The following is a 17851-nucleotide window of genomic DNA, read 5'->3' as shown; positions in this document are numbered from 1 at the left end:
CCCACGTCACTAAGATATTCTTTAACGATTTTTAGTTTTAATTCAAAAGGATATTTTGCCATACAAATAACGACCCCCAAAAGTTAGATTTTTTGGTCTAACTTTTGGGGGTCGCTTCATATACGCGACCTTTTTTTTATTACTGAGAGGTGAGGCTATTCTATAATGATCAAACAGATACTGTGCAAGGCCAAAAATCATAACAAAATGGTGATCAATGCAGCAACTGCTAATCCTAAAAACCACCCACCGATAACATCTGTCAAAAAATGGATCCCTAAATAAACGCGACTGAACCCAATCATAAAACTGAGCAGGACCGCAAGAATGCTCATGGGCAGAACAGCAGGTGGCAAAAGAAAAGCCATATTCATCGCTGCAGTTCCATAAAGTGCGGCAGAAGTAGCAGCATGGGCACTAGGGAAGCTGTGGTCTTTTTCTTCGACTAACCGATGATCGTTTGGTCGTTCTCTGCGGACGATCCGTTTAATCAGATAAGCGAATGCAGAGACAAGTAAGACACTCGCTGCTGCTTTCGGCGCTAGGATAGTTTGTGTAGCTGGAAAAACATAAAGCAATAACAATAAGATGATCGTGGGCAATGCTTTACCGAAATTTGTAAAAAAGAGCATCATCCGTGTTAAAGCAGGTGTTCGGCTCTTGATAACAAATAAAGCCAGTGCCTCCTCTTGTTGTTGCAGCGTACCACGTTGAACCAAATATAAAAAAAGTATGAAACCAATCAATGAACAAACGAATACAATCATGTGGCACCTCCTTATAATATAAGTGTATCATGAACGAATATCATTCTGAAAGACTTTAAGACCATACTAAGTTTTTTTAGAATATGGTATAATGGTCAAGTTGAAAAAGAAGCGGAGGGATACTATGGATGGAATTTTGCCATTATGGAAAGACCGTGGTCAAACCAGTCACGACTGTGTCTTTAAACTACGAAAAATTTTACATACAAAAAAGGTCGGACACAGTGGAACCCTGGATCCTGATGTAGACGGTGTATTGCCGATCTGCATTGGCAAAGGAACCAAAGTCGTGGAATACTTGGTGGATTCCGGAAAGATATATACAGGAGAAATCACGCTAGGTTTTTCCACAACGACCGAAGACCGTTCGGGTGAAGTTGTTGAAAGGACGCCTTTAGCAAAACCTTTTACTACAGCAGAAGTCGATCGTGCAATGGCAAGTTTGACTGGTGAAATTACCCAAATTCCGCCAATGTATTCCGCAGTTAAAGTCAATGGGAAACGTTTGTATGAATATGCCCGGGCAAATGAAGAAGTGCAGCGTCCAAAACGGCAAGCTTTGATTCATTCATTTAAGCGGATCAGCGATCTAATCTTTGATGAGACAAGTGGCACCCAATCGTGGCGGTTTCAAGTAAGCTGTGGGAAAGGAACGTATGTCCGTACGTTAGCCGTCGATACGGGTGCTGCTTTGGGAGTAGCCTCTCATATGTCTGACTTGACACGGTTAGCAAGCGGCGGCTTTACCAAAGATCAATCTGTTACGCTTGCAGAAGTTCGTGAAGCATTGGAATCAGGGCGAATCAATGAGTTGCTGCAGCCCATTGAATATGGGGTAAGCGGGTTTCCCAAAATTGCAATTGATGAGAAGTTGTGGCAGAATGTCAAGAATGGCATGCCCTTGCCATATCATAGTTTTGGTCTTCAAGAACCTCCTGCAACACCTGTGGCATTGTTTTATCAAGATAAAGTCGTTAGTATCTATATGCCGCATCAAAGGAAACAGGGGCTATTAAAACCTGCGAAAGTTATTCGTACAGAAATAGGAGAGTAAGAATGGAAATTATCGAGCTACGTCATCCATATAATAAAGATGTCATTCCATCAGAACCTGTCGTTTTGGTTCTAGGCTTTTTTGACGGTGTGCATCTAGGTCATCAAAAAGTTATTGAAACAGGAAAAGCAGCAGCAAAAGAAAAAGGATTGAAGCTGGCATTGATGACATTCAATCAGCATCCATCTATTGTCTTTCAAAAAGTGGATCCTGAGGCAATGCAATATCTAACCAGCTTATCACAAAAAGAAGCCCATATGGCTGATTTAGGAGTCGACTATCTTTACGAAGTGGATTTCACTTCAGCTTTTGCAAATTTAGCGCCGCAAGTCTTTGTCGATCAATACATGGTAGGTTTACATGCGGAAGTGGTCGTGGCTGGATTCGATTATACCTATGGAAAGAAAGAGACAGCAAACATGGCACTTTTACCTTCTTATGCCCAAGGCCGTTTTGAAGTGATTACCGTTCCCAAGGAAACTTTGGCAGGGGAGAAAGTCAGCTCAACAAGAATCCGCGCCGCTTTGCAGAACGGAGAAATGGCAGAAGCCAATCGACTGTTAGGTTATCCTTATGAGTTTGAAGGAACTGTCGTACATGGCGATGCCAGGGGACGCGAACTTGGCTTTCCGACAGCGAATATTAAAGTCAAAAGTACAGTGCGCCTGCCAAAAGAAGGTGTCTATGTTACCGAGCTTAAAGTAGGTGATCGCTGGTATCCGTCTATGGGATCGATTGGTCATAATGATACCTTTGGTCAAGGCCGACAATTAACAGTGGAGATCTATATTTTAGATTTCCATCAAGATATCTATGGAGAGACTGTTGCGATTCGCTGGCACCACTTTTTGAGAGATCAAGTTGCTTTTAGTGGCGCAGAAGCCTTGATTGAACAACTGCAACAAGACGAGATTGATACTAGGAAATACTTCGATAAATAAGAGCTACCTTTAGTACTCGTAAAAAATCTTAAGAGGATCGGAAAGTGTCAATCAAACTGATCTAATTAAGATTTTTTGTTATTTTAAATAATAGTTAAAATAGTTTTATGACGAATGTTATCGTTTTTATTGTAGTCTAGACAAAATATAAGTTGGTTTTTTTCTATTACTGTTCACTTTGTTTAGCGGGAAGAGTGGTGTAAGGGAATATCTTGCGTGAATAAAATTATTTTTCTAATCATTAATAGTTAAAAGTCTGAAAAATTCCAAAATTCTGTTTTATCTTTTTTCTAAAAAATTTGTTTAGGTGCTAATTTCCAGTAAAGGAACGGAACGCAATAGGAGTTATTTTAATCTAAATAATGGTTTTTATCTCGTTATTTATATATCGCTTAACCCATTGTTAAAAAACGATGAAAATTGTTATTATTTTCTCTTGACCAAAATAATTTTGGGGTTTATTCTAAAATGAGGTGATGACTGAAACGAAATGAATGGTCAAAAAAAATGATATTCTATTCCATTTCTGGTCAATGTTAATGACAGTTATCGAGAAGTTCGTTAGAAGTGAAAAAGCGTTGTGGACAGCTCATTCGACTTACAAATAAACTTTGCTCGATACATGGAAATCATGATCATTCGAGAATTCGGTTCGATCACTGAAATCATATGTTTAAAGGAGAAAGTAATGAACGAGAAACAATTGCGCTGGTATAATATTGCGCTAATGGCGTTTGTCTCTGTTTGGGGACTCGGAAATGTAGTGAACAACTATGCACAACAGGGATTGACTGTTGTTGTATCTTGGATCTTGATCATGGCATTATACTTTGTTCCCTACGCATTGAGTGTAGGACAACTAGGATCAACGTTCAAGGAATCAAGCGGTGGTGTATCCTCTTGGATCAAAGAAACTTCAACCAAACGATTGGCCTTTTTCGCTGCTTGGACTTACTGGGTCGTTCACGTCCCATATCTCGCACAAAAACCACAAGGGATCCTGGTATCATTGAGTTGGTTATTTAAAGGAAACGGCTCTTTCGTATCGACTGTCGGATCAATGGAAGTCTCATTAATTTGTTTAGCTATTTTTCTTTTCTTTTTATGGATCGCATCTAAAGGATTGACTACATTGAAGATGATCGGTAATATTGCCGGAACAGCGATGTTTGTCATGTCGATCTTATTTATTATTTTAGCAGTAACAGCACCAGCGATGACTGGAGCTCAAGTAGCAACACCAAATATGACAACTGTTTCAACTTATATTCCTAAATTCGATTTTACTTACTTAACGACGATTTCGATGCTGGTGTTTGCGGTAGGTGGCTGTGAAAAAATTTCGCCTTACGTTAATAACACGAAAAACCCTGCCAAAGAATTTCCTAAAGGAATGATCTTTTTAGCCGGAATGGTCGCTTTATGTGCGTTACTAGGATCAATCGCAATGGGGATGCTGTTCGATGCAAACAATATTCCTAAAGATTTGATGGTAAATGGCGCTTATGAAGCATTCCAACGTCTTGGCAATTTCTATGGGATTGGCAATACATTTGTGATTCTTTATTCGATCGCCAATGCATTAGCGCAAATTTCAGCATTAGCATTTTCTATTGATGCGCCGTTGAAAATTTTGCTTTCTGATGCAGATCCAGAATTTGTACCAAATGGTTTGGCAAAATTGAACAAAAAAGGTACACCGATCAATGGATATATCATGACAGGGATCTTAGTCAGCATCTTGATCATCATTCCTGCGTTAGGTATCGGAAATATGACTGAATTGTATCGCTGGTTGTTGAACTTGAATTCGGTTGTGATGCCATTACGTTACTTATGGGTATTTGTAGCCTTCATGCTGATCAATAAACAAGCCCATCGATTCTCATCAGATTATAAGTTTGTTAAAAATACAAAACTAGGCTTTGGTATTGGTTTGTGGTGTTTCTTATTTACAGCATTTGCTTGTATCTTAGGGATGGTACCAAAATTAGATTATGCTGCTGATCCAAAAGCTTGGTTGTTCCAATTGTCATTGAATATCATCACACCGATCATCTTTATCTTGATTGGACTGATTTTACCAATGATCGCAAAACGTGTGAATAAATAGAAGATGCATCACCTAAAAGTCTTCAAGATATTTTACTGTCTTGAAGACTTTTTCTTGTCTATTACTTGTTTGGTACATCAGTGTTCTCCTAGCTTATTTCGCTAGAATTTACAACAAATTCTAATGGTTTCCCAATGAGTAAAGGGCAAAATTCCGCTATACTAAAAAAGATGGGAAATGATAATTTATGCAGTCAATGTATAAGGTGAAAGGGAGAAAATTGGTGAAAAAGAAAAAAGATTTAACAAAAATGAAAACGCCACACACGTATGTGATCATTTTTGGCGTAGTGCTGGTAGCATGGGTATTGACATTTCTGATTCCTGCCGGAAAATTCAGTACGGAAGAGATTGAATATGTTGATGCAAATGGTGAAGTGAGCACGCGAACGGTTTTGAAACAAGATTCATTCCGTTATGCGTATCCGCTTAATACCGATTTTGTCTTCGAGCAGTTAGAGAATTTAGAAGAAAATCCAGCAGAGCTAGAAGAATTGGGTGTCGATCAAGCAGCACTGCAAAGTGTGCTAGACGAAGGGGAGTCGAAACTTGATCAAGAAAAGCTCGATGAGCTCTCCCTAACGGATGATGTTCTTTATGAGTTATATGGAGATAAAATCTATGATACATCAGAAAAACTTCATAAGACAGCAAAGGTTTGGGGAACAGATGATTTTGGCGGTTTTGGTTTCTTGAACTTTGTGTTTGAAGGATTGGTTTCAGGAGATAAATATGGTTCCGCTGTCGGGATCGCTGCGTTGATCTTAGTAGTCGGTGGCGCATTTGGGATCATTATGAAGACCGGAGCGATTGATGCTGGGATTTTTGCCTTTATCAGTAAGACACGAGGATTAGAACGATTGGCTTTACCGCTTTTATTCTTTGCTTTTTCATTTGGAGGAGCAACTTTTGGGATGGCGGAAGAAGTAATTCCTTTTTCTATGGTCATGGTGCCATTTGTGATCGCACTTGGGTATGATTCGATCGTGGCGGTAACGGTCACCTATGTGGCCTCGCAAATCGGAAATGCAACTTCTTGGATGAGTCCGTTTAGTGTGGCGGTTGCGCAAGGGATCGCGGGTATCCCAGTTCTTTCAGGGGCAACTTTCCGAATTATCATGTGGGTAGTCATTACTGGCTTATCAGCTGCATATTTGATGGTGTATGCAGAACGTATTCGTAAGAATCCGGAGAAATCATTGACTTACAAATCGGATGCCTATTTCCGCGACCATATCCAGAAGACATCTGATGAAAACAAGCCGTTTCTTTTGGGGCATAAACTGATTTTGCTTGAAATGCTGGCAGTTTTGATTTGGATCGTCTGGGGAGTAACACAAAAAGGGTACTATATTCCAGAAATTGCTTCACAGTTCTTCGTGATGGGCTTAGGTGCAGGCCTGATTGCTGTGATCTTTAAGTTAGAAGACATGGGCTTGAACGATGTAGCAAGTGCTTTTCAATCAGGTGCAGCTGATTTGGCCGGAACAGCGATTGTTGTTGGGATGGCAAAAGGAATCCTGCTTGTTCTAGGTGGTTCTGATGCCAATGTGCCTTCAGCGTTGAATACGATCCTACACAGCATCGGCGGATTGCTAAGCGGTGTGCCAGCCTTTATCGGTGCTTGGTTCATGTATATTTTCCAAAGCTTATTTAATTTAGTTGTTACTTCGAACTCAGGTCAAGCAGCATTGACAATGCCGATCATGGCGCCATTAGCTGATCTTGTGGGTGTCTCCAGACAGATCGCCGTTTTAGCTTATCAATTAGGTTCCGGATTCATGGATGCATTCACTCCAGTATCTGCCAGTTTGATCGGTGTGCTTGGCGTTGCCCGAATCGAATGGGCAAAATGGGCGAAGTTCCAAATTAAAATGCAAGGATTTCTGTTTGTGTTAGGTACGATCTTTATCTTTATCGCTGTAGCGATTGGTCTGCAATAAGAGAGGAGCTGCGAGAATGAAACTTATTCGTCAAGCGGAAGTTTATGCACCAGAATATTTAGGAAAGAAAGATATTTTAGTGATCAATGACAAAATTGTTGCCATCGAAGATCAAATCAGTGGCGGCTTTGATCAACTAACTGTCGAAGAAATCGATGGTTCTTCATTGATTGCGACACCAGGATTCATCGATTGCCATTTCCATATCTTAGGTGGTGGCGGGGAAGGGGGCTACCAGAACCGAACGCCTGAAGTAACCCTTAGCCAGCTGACAACTGCTGGAGTCACAACGGTTGTCGGCTGTTTAGGAACCGATGGTGTTGGGCGTGATATGGTGGCATTGATCAGCAAAGCCAAAGGTTTAGAAGCGGAAGGAATCTCGACTTATGTCTATGACGGTTCGTATCGATTGCCTCTTGATCCAGTGACGGATTCATTGATCAAGGACTTTTTGACGATCGACAAAGTGATTGGCATTGGTGAAATTGCGGTCTCAGATCACCGTTCTTCACAACCTAGTTTTGAAGAATTTACTCGTGCTGTAGCAGATGCTCGAGTAGGGGGCATGCTCTCAGGAAAAGCAGGGATCACCAATGTGCATTTAGGTGGTGGCAAGCGACAATACGAACTCTTGCTACAAACTGTGAAGGAGACTGAGATCCCTATTAGTCAATTTTTACCGACTCATGCAAATCGGACAAGTGAGTTGTTTGAAGCAAGTATCGCTTTTGCTAAAATGGGCGGTACCATCGATTTTACCGCAAGTGAAGATCCTGATTTTTGGGAAAGAGAAGATGATGAAGTTCGCTTTAGTAAAGGGCTAAAACGTTTGTTAGACGAAGGTATCGGGTTGGATCAATTCACCATGACATCGGATGGTCAAGGAAGTCTGCCTTACTTTGATGAAAACAATCAATTCATTGGGCTTGGGGTAGGCAGTTCCCGAGCTTTAATGGTAGGAATCAAAGAAGCTGTACAAGTAGAACAGATTCCTTTGGAGATTGCATTGCGTGCAATTACTTCTAATCCAGCAAAGATTTTGAAGTTGGCTCAAAAAGGCCGGATCGCTCCTGGAATGGATGCCGATCTTTGCCTGTTGAATCAAGATACGCTAGATGTTGAAACGGTGATCGCTAAAGGAAAAGTGATGGTCGATAAAAAAAACGTGAAAGTCTGGGGAACCTTTGAACAATTAGTATAAAACAATCGTAAAAAGGCTCACCTGCAAGTTGATCATTTTGCAGGTGAGCGATTTTTTGCGTTAGGGACGTTTAGAGTTGATCTAAAAAGGCCATATCTTCATCGGAAATGGTAAAATCAACTTTTGCATTATCCAAAATATATTCTTCGTGAACGGATTTTGGCAATGGTAAAATGTCCTTTTGCAATAGATAACGAATAGATAATTGAGGGATCGAGCGTTGATAGTTCTCGGCAATTTTCTTGATGTCGGCATTATCCAGCAAGCGACCAGTCGCGATTGGTGAATAACCTTCCACTAAAAGGTCGTTGTCTTTACAGAATTGCAGCAACTCTTCATTTGTTTTTCCAATATGATAAATGATTTGATTGACCATTGGTTTCACATCGCAATGGTCAAAAATATTTTGCAGGTCATCTTGGTCAAAATTGGAAACACCAATCGATTTGATCAAACCACTTTGATACGCTTCTTCCAGTGCTTTCCAGACATCAATGTTTTCTTCGAAATATTTTTTTTGCTCCGGATTATCCCGCATGATTTTCCAAGGTCGTGGAGCATGGATCAAAACAAGATCGATATACTCAGTGTCAAGCTCTGCCATTGAGCGTTTGATGCTATCGACAGCTTCTTGAAAAGACTTCAGTTCAGCAGGAATTTTTGTCGTAACGAATATCTCTTCTCGAGGAACACCAGAATCTCGGAGGGCTTTGCCCACAGCCGCTTCGTTTTTATAGGCAGCAGCAGTATCCACATGACGATAGCCGTTTTCAAGAGCAAATTTTGTCGCATGATAGGCATCTTCCGGAGAGGACTGCCAAGTGCCCAATCCGATCTTAGGTATTTTGATTTGATTCTTCAGTGTGAATGTTTCATTCAGTAGACTCATAGTTTCCCAACTTTCTATTTTTTTAAAAGCGTTTTCCTATCTATTACTTTAACCCGAGTAGCCTATAAGAAGTCAAGAGAAATGATTCTATTTAAATAAAAAAAAGATCACTCGAGAGATAAATTGACATTTTCACAAGATATTGATAAATTGAACCAAATAATCTTTTCAGAAAGTGGGACGATCATGAATTTTGTAAAAGATGACTTTGCCTATTATCGGCGATCTTTTGAACAAATGTATCGCAGTTATTTCCAACGAAGAATGATTGTTGTTGGAATCGCTCTTTTGATTATTTGTGCTTATCTAGCGCTGATCCAAGAGGGATTTCTACTAAATTTGTTTTTGATTGCTGTTTTGCTCGTGTTGTTTGCTTGGCTTTATCTACGTTGGCAAGAAGTCGATCAAATAATTGCTGAATTTGAACAAGAAAATAGCGAACCGATCATTTATCAAATCGTAGAATTTGAAGATTATTATGCTGCCAAAAATAAAAACGGGCAGCAAGTGCGAATCAAGAAAAACGGCAATCGGAATTTTCCGTCTGCTAATAAAACGTACACGTTGATGGCAGGATTCAAAAAAGCATTTTTCCCTAAACAACCTCTTTTTATCTTTTACTATGATATGTTGGAGAATACTTATGATGAAGCCTATCGCATTAGAAGAAATGGACAAACTACTTTTAGCAAATGGTCCCGTTACTTTAGTTTCCGCTCGTTTCGTGCCTCCATTGGAAATGGCTTCCGCTTTATTTTAGGTAACCTGTTTTTCTTGTTTTTGATCTATCGATTGATTCGTTATCTGATTTCGCTCTTGCGGATGTTTATTCAATGATAGGAAAACGTATAGCCTGAAGAGCTTTTTTTCTCACTATAGCATGCGAAGGTCAGACCTAGTTAAATAAGTCGTTGTTAGCAAAAAATTACTGTGAGCAGTAGTTAACCCAAAACATGAGTCTTTTAAGGAGTGGAGAAATCCACTCCTTTTTTTATGGAGGGCAGAAAAAGACGGTTAACAACCTTGTTTAGAGAGAGTTTATAAGTTGATCCATCAACTATCAGTTGAACAAAAGACACTTGAGAAATAGTTTTTGCGATATTCTTTAGGAGAAATGATCGCAAATTGCTTGAATACTTGGATAAAGTGGCTTTGATTCGAAAAATGAAGCAATGCAGCTATTTCTTTATAGCTATAATCAGTAAACACTAACAAATGCTTTGCTTCCGCTACTTTCTGCTGATTGATATAGGTGTGGATCGTTTGGCCTACATGTTTTTTGAATTCTGTGCTCAGATGGGTGGGGTGTTTTTCAGTAAATTCAGCCAAATCGTTTAATGTAATTTTATCGTAAATATGCGTATCAATGTAATTGATGAGACTTCTGATCAAAAAACTTTTCTGGGTAGGAAATGCATGAATCAACCTCATGAAATGATAAGTACTTTCCTGAATATGGGTCAAACATTCCTGAACGTCATAAATATTTTGTAGTTTTTGGAGTAGTGTATCGGATAACCCATAGGCTTGACTCACCGGAACGCCTTCATTGATACTGACCCGAGTTAGAATGGTAATCAATCCTGAATACTTGTATTTCAAACTTTCTAGCTTGTTGTTTGCTAGTTCGACGCTGTAGGTGCTGCTCATTTTATGGAATAGCCAAAGAATTTTTTCGGGTTGATTTCGGCGTACAGCCTCTACGTAACGTTTCTCAAATTCAAACGAGTCCAAATAAGGATCCTCTAACCGTCGTTGATAAAGATTTTCTTCTAATAGGGTGGACGTATTGGAATTTGCTTGTTTCTCTGGAACGCTCCAACGAAACTTGTTGGCATCAGGGATGGCTCTTTTTAGGATCGTGTAAAACAATTCAACGAAAGCGACAAAAGATTCTCGACTTTCTTTCGAGTAATGGACCCCAGCAATGTAATCATATCCTTGAAAAGGAAATGATCTTTTGTTAGTACCTAATATCCCGCAAGGTCCAATCAGCACATTGCCAATTGAAGAATCTGGTAGATCACAAGTAAAGCTGCTGAAAAAAAAGTCATCTCCTTCAAAAAACGTCACCACATCCAATTCAGTCGATTGGCTGGTAAGGAAAAAATGTTCCGCCACTTGTTTATCAGTTATGAAGGAATTACGAGGAATCACCACTTGCTGTTTTTCATCGAAGATAAATAAAGGAATCAAATATTTATCGTAGAGTTTTTTCACAATTGATTCTAGTGCTGCTCGATTCATCAAAAACCTCATTTCTGTTTTTTTAGTATGAATTCTCTTTTTTTAGTATACCTTATTTTAGAAGATTCCTATAATAGAATTACGACTAAAAACGCTTGCAACTACCTGAGAGGGATAGTCGATCAAAACGTGACTATCTGTCTGAGAAGAAAAAGGAGGACAATGATGAAACAACGACAGCATTCTCAAAAATTGATACTAGGAGGAGAAGTCCATAACTCCACTGCTTCCTCTATCGCTTACATGGAGGAAAAAGTATGGGACAAGATTGACAAAGTTGCGATCAATACCCTTTTGATACCTATTTATTGGGAGCTGATCGAACCACAGCCTAATCAGTTTGATTTTTCATTAATTGATTCCCATTTGGAAAATGCCGCTGAGAAGAAAATCGATGTGATTTTTTTGTGGTTTGGCCTTTGGAAGAATGGCTTATCCACGTATGTTCCTGAATGGATCAAAACGGATCCCAAATATTTTCGCATAGAGGATAGCGACGGAAACAAGATGAATAGTTATAGTCCGCTATGTCAAGATGTGATAGCACAGGCTCATTCAGCCTTTGCCGCCATCTGCGACTACTTGGGAAGCCATCCTTTGCGGGCCTTTATCAGAATGGTGCAGATTGAAAACGAGATTGGTAGTCTTGGCACTAGTCGTGATCATTCGTCAGCAGCAGAAAAAGTCTATCAGATGGCGTTGCCGCAAGAAATCAGAAACCTCTATCCTGGAGCTAAACAATGGTCAGAAGTACCCTTTGGGGATGAAGTGTTTATGGCATATCATTATGCCGCAGCAATCCAAGACTATGCAAAGATTGCAAGAAAACGTTTAGCGTTGCCGTTATTTACGAATGTATGGCTCAAAAAGCCAGACAGGCGGCCGGGAGAATATCCTAGTGGTGGCGCTGTATCCACCACTTGGCAAGTTTGGAAAGTTATTGCCTCTCAGTTGGATTTTATTGCCCCAGATATTTACGAAGAAGAAATCAAACCGATCATCGCGGAATACGGGAATGATCAGCCGTTGTTAATTCCGGAAACCCGAATTGACAAAAGATATATTTCGAATCTATTTTATGCTTTTGGTCAAGGAGCAATCGGCTATTCACCTTTTGGTATCGAAGATCTTCTAACGGATGATACTAGTCAGGATTACCGCTTTTTATCCCAGTTAGGATTAGCGAAAGACGCCTTTGATTCTTCCGATACACTGCCTCATTTAAACCAAGGGTATCGAATCATCGCCGCCCTTGAGCCACTGTTGCAAGATCAGGAAGCTCAAATCTTCTCATTTAAAAAAGAAGGGGCTCAGAACCAAATTGTGTATGAAAATGGTCAGGATCGCTGGGCAGTCAAATTATTTTCTCGAGACAAAATGATCAATTCCGCAGGTCTGATCATTAAACACAAAGAATATTACTATCTCACCGGTGCTAATTTCGCATTGGATCTGCAAGCGCAGCAGGGTTCTAATCCTTTAGGTATCCTTTCTTTAGAAGAGGGGGGGCTACAAGATGGGCAATGGCGGACAAATCGTCGCCTGAATGGGGATGAAGCCTATTTCCCATTTATCGGTGAAGATTTTAAAATTTTGCGCATGCGATTGTATTCTTATTAACGGATAGCAGTGAGATCTGCTTCTAACTACTTTTAATGCAGAGGCGTTTCGAGATAATCTTACTTATGATAGAATGGGGAGCGGATATACCTCGGATCAGGTTCATTTGCTGCGAGCCGTATTTGTGCAGTTGAACGTTGATTTGATCTCTGAAAGGAATAAAAATATGCAAACCATGAATAAGATTCCAATCAATACACTTCCCACCAGTACTTCTGCCTATATTCACATCCCATTCTGTGAACATATTTGTTATTACTGTGACTTTAATAAAGTTTTTTTAGAAGGGCAACCGGTTGATGAATACATCGAGTGTTTGCTGAAAGAAATCGCTCTAACGGTGAGCAAACAACCAATCACTACTTGTGAGACGATTTATATTGGCGGCGGAACGCCGACTTCCCTTTCGGCTGCGCAGCTAGACCTTCTGATTACAGGCATACATGAATTACTGCCCACGCAAACGACCAAAGAATTTACGGTAGAGGCCAATCCTGGGGATTTAACGGAAGATAAATTGCTAGTTTTGAAAAATCTGGGCATTGATCGGTTGTCGATGGGGGTGCAGACTTTTGATAACCGCTTGTTAAAGAAAATCGGCCGCAAGCACACGGCAGAGGATGTCTATCAAACGATTCGGTTGTTAGATAAACATGATTTTCAAAATATTACGATCGATCTGATTTATGCTTTACCTGGACAAACGATGGAAAGTTTTCGAGATACGCTAACACGAGCGATTGATTTGGGTTTGCCTCACTATGCTATGTATTCACTGATTTTAGAGAACAAAACGATGTTCATGAATTGGGTTAGGCAAGGGAAAATGGAGTTGCCTTCTCAGGAATCTGAGACACAAATGTTTGAAGAAGCCATCACTGCAATGGCTAAAGCTGGCTTATCGCAATATGAGATCAGTAATTTTTCCCGGCCAGGATATGAGTCTAAGCACAATCTTGTTTATTGGAATAATGAACATTATTACGGATTTGGCGCAGGAGCGAGTGGTTATATCGGACAGACGAGATACAAAAACTTTGGACCGATCCAGCACTATCTGCGTCCATTGAGGGAAGATCAACTGCCGATCCATGAAACAGAATCGTTAACGACCAGCAATCAAATGGAAGAAGAAATGTTTCTTGGATTACGGAAGAAACAAGGTGTATCGAAAACAGCCTTTTCAAATAAATTTGCCTGTTCTTTTGATTCGATCTATGGCAATGTCGTTGAAGAACTTTCTAAAAATGGCTGGTTAGTCTCAGAAGGAGACCGCGTTTATTTAACAAAGTCTGGGATGTTTATCGGCAATGATGTATTTGAAAAATTTTTATTAAGTTAAGAATAACCAAGAAGATCGAGCTGTTTTCGATCTTCTTTTTTTGGAGCTAATTGACAATGAAGTGGATTAGCACTCTCTCTATAAGAGTGCTAAAAATCTGTGTCAAATTCTTGACATTCGTAGGAAATATGGTATATTAATAATCGTGTTAGCACTTAATGTGAAAGAGTGCTAACGGAGGAGTGGATAAGATGTTGACACAACGACAACAAACTATTTTACACCTCATCATCCAAAATTATACGGATACTGGTCAGCCTACGGGCTCCAAACGATTGATGGAGGATGGGGTTGAAGCAAGTTCGGCTACCATCCGCAATGAGATGAAGGCCTTAGAAGAAGCGGGTCTCTTATTGAAGACACATTCCTCTTCTGGACGTGTTCCTTCAATGGCCGGCTACCGCTATTACGTTGATCACTTATTAAGACCATCAAAAGTCAATCAAAATGAGATCAAAGCAATTCGCCATTCCTTGGGGAAAGAATTTCATGAAATCAATGAAATCATTCAGCAATCTGCTACGATCCTATCCAATCTTACGAGCTATACCGCATTATCGTTAGGACCGGATGTCAAAGAACGGAAATTGACTGGCTTTCGGATCGTACCTTTGAATGCACGACAAATTATTGCTATCATTGTTACGGATAAAGGCAATGTTGAAAATCAGATTTTTTCATTACCTTCATCGATGGATAGCAGCGACTTAGAAAAGATGGTTCGGATTATCAATGAAAAATTAGTGGGTGAACCGCTCATGACGGTCTATCATCGATTGCGAACAGAGATTCCGATGATTTTGCACAAGTATTTTCAAACAACAGAAGGAATCATTGATTTATTCGATGATATGTTGAGTCATCTCTTTGAAGAGAAAATTTACGTCGGCGGACGGATGAATCTATTAGATTTTGAACCAAGTCAAGATGTTCGTCAGTTTAAGTCGATGTACTCTTTCATGAAAAATGCAGAAGAACTCACACAATTATTGGCACCGAGAGACTCCACGATTCAGATCCGCATTGGTCAGGAACTAGGGAATGAATTACTCCAAAATATGAGTTTGATTCAAGCAAGCTATGACATTGAAGGTCATGGCCAAGGGACGATTGCTTTATTAGGTCCTTCTAGTATGCCTTATTCGCGAATGTTTGGACTGATGGATGCCTTTCGTCGAGAATTAGCAATGACATTGGCTGATTACTATCGCACACTAGATGCAAACAGTGAATGATCAAATAAGTGAATTATAGAAGGGATGGTAGCAAGTGTCAGAAAAAGAAGAACAGGTAGAAAAAGATCTTGAGACAACTGAAGAGCCTCTGACAGAACCGTCAGAAGAAGAAATCGATGCAGCTGGTCTATCAGAAGCAGAAGTAGAAAAAAGCGAGATCGACAGTTTAAAAGAAAAAAACAATGAACTAGAAGACCAATTTCTGCGCGCACGGGCCGAAATCGCTAATATTACAGCAAGAAACCGTAATGAACGTGAATTGTTGCAAAAATACCGTTCGCAAGATTTGGGCAAAAAATTATTGCCAGCGATCGATAATTTGGAACGCGCTATGGCAGCAAATGTGGAAGAAGACCAAGCGGCTAACTTGAAAAAAGGTGTCGAAATGGTGTTGGAAAGTTTGCGTCAAGCGTTGAAAGAAGAAGGAATCGAAGAAATTCCTGCTGAAGGAGAAACTTTCGATCCCAATCTTCATCAAGCGGTACAGACCGTACCTGCGACAGAAGATGTGCCTGCGGATACGATCGTCACAGTATTGCAAAAGGGCTATAAGCTGCATGATCGTGTCTTGCGTGCAAGTATGGTTATCGTAGCACAATAAATAAAAAGAACGATGAATGAAAAGGAGCGTATTACTTATGAGTAAAATTATCGGTATTGACTTAGGTACAACTAATTCAGCTGTTGCTGTCCTAGAAGGCGGCGAAGCAAAAATCATCACCAATCCAGAAGGAAATCGTACAACACCATCTGTTGTTTCATTTAAAAACGGCGAGATCCAAGTAGGGGAAGTTGCTAAACGTCAAGCAGTTACGAACCCTAACACGATTTCATCAATCAAACGTCATATGGGTGAAGCTGGCTATAAAGTAGAAGTTGAAGGGAAATCATACACTCCTCAAGAAATCTCTGCAATGGTCCTACAATATATCAAAGGATTTGCTGAAGATTATCTAGGAGAAAAAGTAGACAAAGCAGTTATCACTGTTCCTGCTTACTTCAATGATGCACAACGTCAAGCAACAAAAGATGCTGGTAAAATTGCCGGATTAGAAGTAGAACGAATCGTCAACGAACCAACAGCAGCAGCTTTAGCTTATGGATTAGACAAAACAGACAAAGACGAAAAAATCCTAGTCTTCGACCTTGGTGGGGGTACATTTGACGTATCGATCCTTGAATTAGGGGATGGCGTATTCGATGTGTTGTCTACTGCTGGGGACAACAATCTAGGTGGAGATGACTTTGATAACAAGATTATCGATCACATGGTTGCAGAATTCAAAAAAGAAAATGGCATTGATTTAGGTAAAGACAAAATGGCATTGCAACGTCTGAAAGATGCTGCTGAAAAAGCGAAAAAAGACCTTTCAGGTGTGACAAGTACACAAATCAGCTTGCCATTTATTACAGCTGGCGATGCTGGTCCATTGCACTTAGAAATGACATTGACACGGGCAAAATTTGATGAATTAACCGCTGATTTAGTCGAACGGACAAAAGTTCCTGTACGTCAAGCGCTAAAAGATGCTGGTCTTTCACAATCTGAAATCGATGAAGTGATCTTAGTCGGTGGATCAACTCGGATTCCTGCAGTCGTCGAAGCAGTTCGCAAAGAAACCAATAAAGAACCAAACAAATCAGTGAACCCAGATGAAGTAGTAGCAATGGGTGCTGCGATTCAAGGTGGCGTGATCACTGGTGATGTGAAAGATGTCGTTTTACTTGATGTCACACCATTATCATTGGGTATCGAAACAATGGGCGGCGTCTTTACGAAGTTGATCGATCGCAATACGACGATCCCAACAAGCAAATCACAAGTCTTCTCAACAGCTGCAGACAATCAACCTGCTGTAGACATCCATGTCCTACAAGGCGAACGTCCAATGGCTGCTGACAACAAGACATTAGGAAGATTCCAATTAACGGAAATTCCACCAGCACCTCGAGGAATTCCACAAATCGAAGTAACATTTGATATTGATAAAAATGGTATCGTAAATGTATCTGCAAAAGATTTAGGAACTCAAAAAGAACAAAAAATCACGATCAAATCTTCTTCAGGTCTAACCGATGAAGAAATTGAACGGATGGTTAAAGATGCGGAAGCAAATGCGGAAGCAGACAAACAACGTAAAGAAGAAGTTGATTTGCGTAATGATGTCGACGCATTACTATTCACTGTTGACAAAACATTGAAAGAGCTTGAAGGCAAGGTAGATGCCGATGAAGTGAAGAAAGCGGAAGAAGCTCGTGATGAGTTAAAAGCTGCTGTCGATGCAAACAATATCGAAGAAATGAAAACAAAACGCGATGCATTGAATGAAATCGTACAAAACTTGACAGTGAAGTTGTATGAGCAAGCTGCACAACAACAAGCACAAGAAAATCCAGAAGCTGCACAAGGCGGCGCAGACGATGTGGTAGACGCCGATTTTGAAGAAGTAGACGGCGACGATAAATAATCGCTGTTTGTGAAAAAGCCAAAGTCACCACT

14 protein-coding genes are annotated in these 17851 nt (G+C 40.1%); 11 read left to right on the top strand and 3 right to left on the bottom strand.

Features of this window, described 5'->3' with window-relative positions:
• Positions 1-197: 197 nt before the first annotated feature.
• Complete coding sequence (locus tag DVW06_RS03945) at positions 198-767, bottom strand: phosphatase PAP2 family protein (RefSeq protein WP_005471304.1); 570 nt, start codon at positions 765-767, stop codon at positions 198-200.
• Positions 768-891: 124 nt separating this feature from the next.
• On the opposite strand from DVW06_RS03945, the gene truB reads away from it, so the two are divergent.
• The 5 genes from truB (at position 892) to iadA (ending at position 8018) form a co-directional block, all read left to right on the top strand.
• Positions 892-1821, top strand: a complete 930-nt coding sequence (truB, locus tag DVW06_RS03940) for a tRNA pseudouridine(55) synthase TruB (RefSeq protein WP_003126384.1) — start codon at positions 892-894, stop codon at positions 1819-1821.
• 2 nt (positions 1822-1823) lie between these two features.
• Positions 1824-2762 carry a riboflavin biosynthesis protein RibF gene (gene ribF / locus DVW06_RS03935; protein ID WP_003126385.1) on the top strand — a complete coding sequence of 313 codons (939 nt, stop codon included), beginning with the start codon at positions 1824-1826 and terminating at the stop codon, positions 2760-2762.
• A gap of 688 nt (positions 2763-3450) precedes the next feature.
• Entirely contained in the window at positions 3451-4875 is a 1425-nt protein-coding gene (locus tag DVW06_RS03930) for an APC family permease (RefSeq protein ID WP_003126386.1), read from the top strand.
• Positions 4876-5125: 250 nt separating this feature from the next.
• Positions 5126-6817, top strand: coding sequence for a putative basic amino acid antiporter YfcC (gene yfcC, locus DVW06_RS03925; RefSeq protein WP_227760841.1), 1692 nt, complete (start codon positions 5126-5128; stop codon positions 6815-6817).
• A 16-nt stretch (positions 6818-6833) separates the two neighbouring features.
• A complete protein-coding gene (gene iadA / locus DVW06_RS03920; RefSeq protein WP_137264426.1) occupies positions 6834-8018 on the top strand; it encodes a beta-aspartyl-peptidase in 1185 nt (394 codons plus the stop codon).
• A gap of 70 nt (positions 8019-8088) precedes the next feature.
• Here the strand turns inward: iadA and DVW06_RS03915 are convergent, their stop codons facing one another.
• A complete protein-coding gene (locus DVW06_RS03915) occupies positions 8089-8907 on the bottom strand; it encodes an aldo/keto reductase (protein WP_029486755.1) in 819 nt (272 codons plus the stop codon).
• Positions 8908-9093: 186 nt separating this feature from the next.
• Between DVW06_RS03915 and DVW06_RS03910 the strand changes: the two genes are divergently transcribed.
• A complete protein-coding gene (locus tag DVW06_RS03910) occupies positions 9094-9744 on the top strand; it encodes a hypothetical protein (RefSeq protein WP_029486756.1) in 651 nt (216 codons plus the stop codon).
• 216 nt (positions 9745-9960) lie between these two features.
• Here the strand turns inward: DVW06_RS03910 and DVW06_RS03905 are convergent, their stop codons facing one another.
• Positions 9961-11154: an AraC family transcriptional regulator gene (locus tag DVW06_RS03905; protein WP_137264425.1), complete on the bottom strand. Its 1194-nt coding sequence runs from the start codon at positions 11152-11154 to the stop codon at positions 9961-9963.
• Between the two features lie 165 nt (positions 11155-11319).
• Here DVW06_RS03905 and DVW06_RS03900 point away from each other — a divergent pair, with 165 nt between their 5' ends.
• From DVW06_RS03900 to dnaK, 5 genes are all read left to right on the top strand, one after another.
• Positions 11320-12774 carry a DUF5597 domain-containing protein gene (locus DVW06_RS03900; protein WP_227760838.1) on the top strand — a complete coding sequence of 485 codons (1455 nt, stop codon included), beginning with the start codon at positions 11320-11322 and terminating at the stop codon, positions 12772-12774.
• Between the two features lie 166 nt (positions 12775-12940).
• Positions 12941-14116 carry a radical SAM family heme chaperone HemW gene (gene hemW / locus DVW06_RS03895; protein ID WP_005471318.1) on the top strand — a complete coding sequence of 392 codons (1176 nt, stop codon included), beginning with the start codon at positions 12941-12943 and terminating at the stop codon, positions 14114-14116.
• A gap of 191 nt (positions 14117-14307) precedes the next feature.
• Positions 14308-15351: a heat-inducible transcriptional repressor HrcA gene (gene hrcA / locus DVW06_RS03890; RefSeq protein WP_003126395.1), complete on the top strand. Its 1044-nt coding sequence runs from the start codon at positions 14308-14310 to the stop codon at positions 15349-15351.
• Positions 15352-15385: 34 nt separating this feature from the next.
• Complete coding sequence (gene grpE / locus DVW06_RS03885; RefSeq protein WP_003126396.1) at positions 15386-15952, top strand: nucleotide exchange factor GrpE; 567 nt, start codon at positions 15386-15388, stop codon at positions 15950-15952.
• 37 nt (positions 15953-15989) lie between these two features.
• Positions 15990-17819 carry a molecular chaperone DnaK gene (gene dnaK / locus DVW06_RS03880; RefSeq protein WP_003126397.1) on the top strand — a complete coding sequence of 610 codons (1830 nt, stop codon included), beginning with the start codon at positions 15990-15992 and terminating at the stop codon, positions 17817-17819.
• Positions 17820-17851: the final 32 nt, after the last annotated feature.

Source organism: Enterococcus sp. ARL09-542 (genome assembly GCF_005234805.1).
GTDB classification, from domain to species: domain Bacteria; phylum Bacillota; class Bacilli; order Lactobacillales; family Enterococcaceae; genus Enterococcus_D; species Enterococcus_D gallinarum.
The sequence above is the reverse complement of the archived record's forward strand: the minus strand, read 5'-3'. Positions and strand labels throughout refer to the sequence as shown.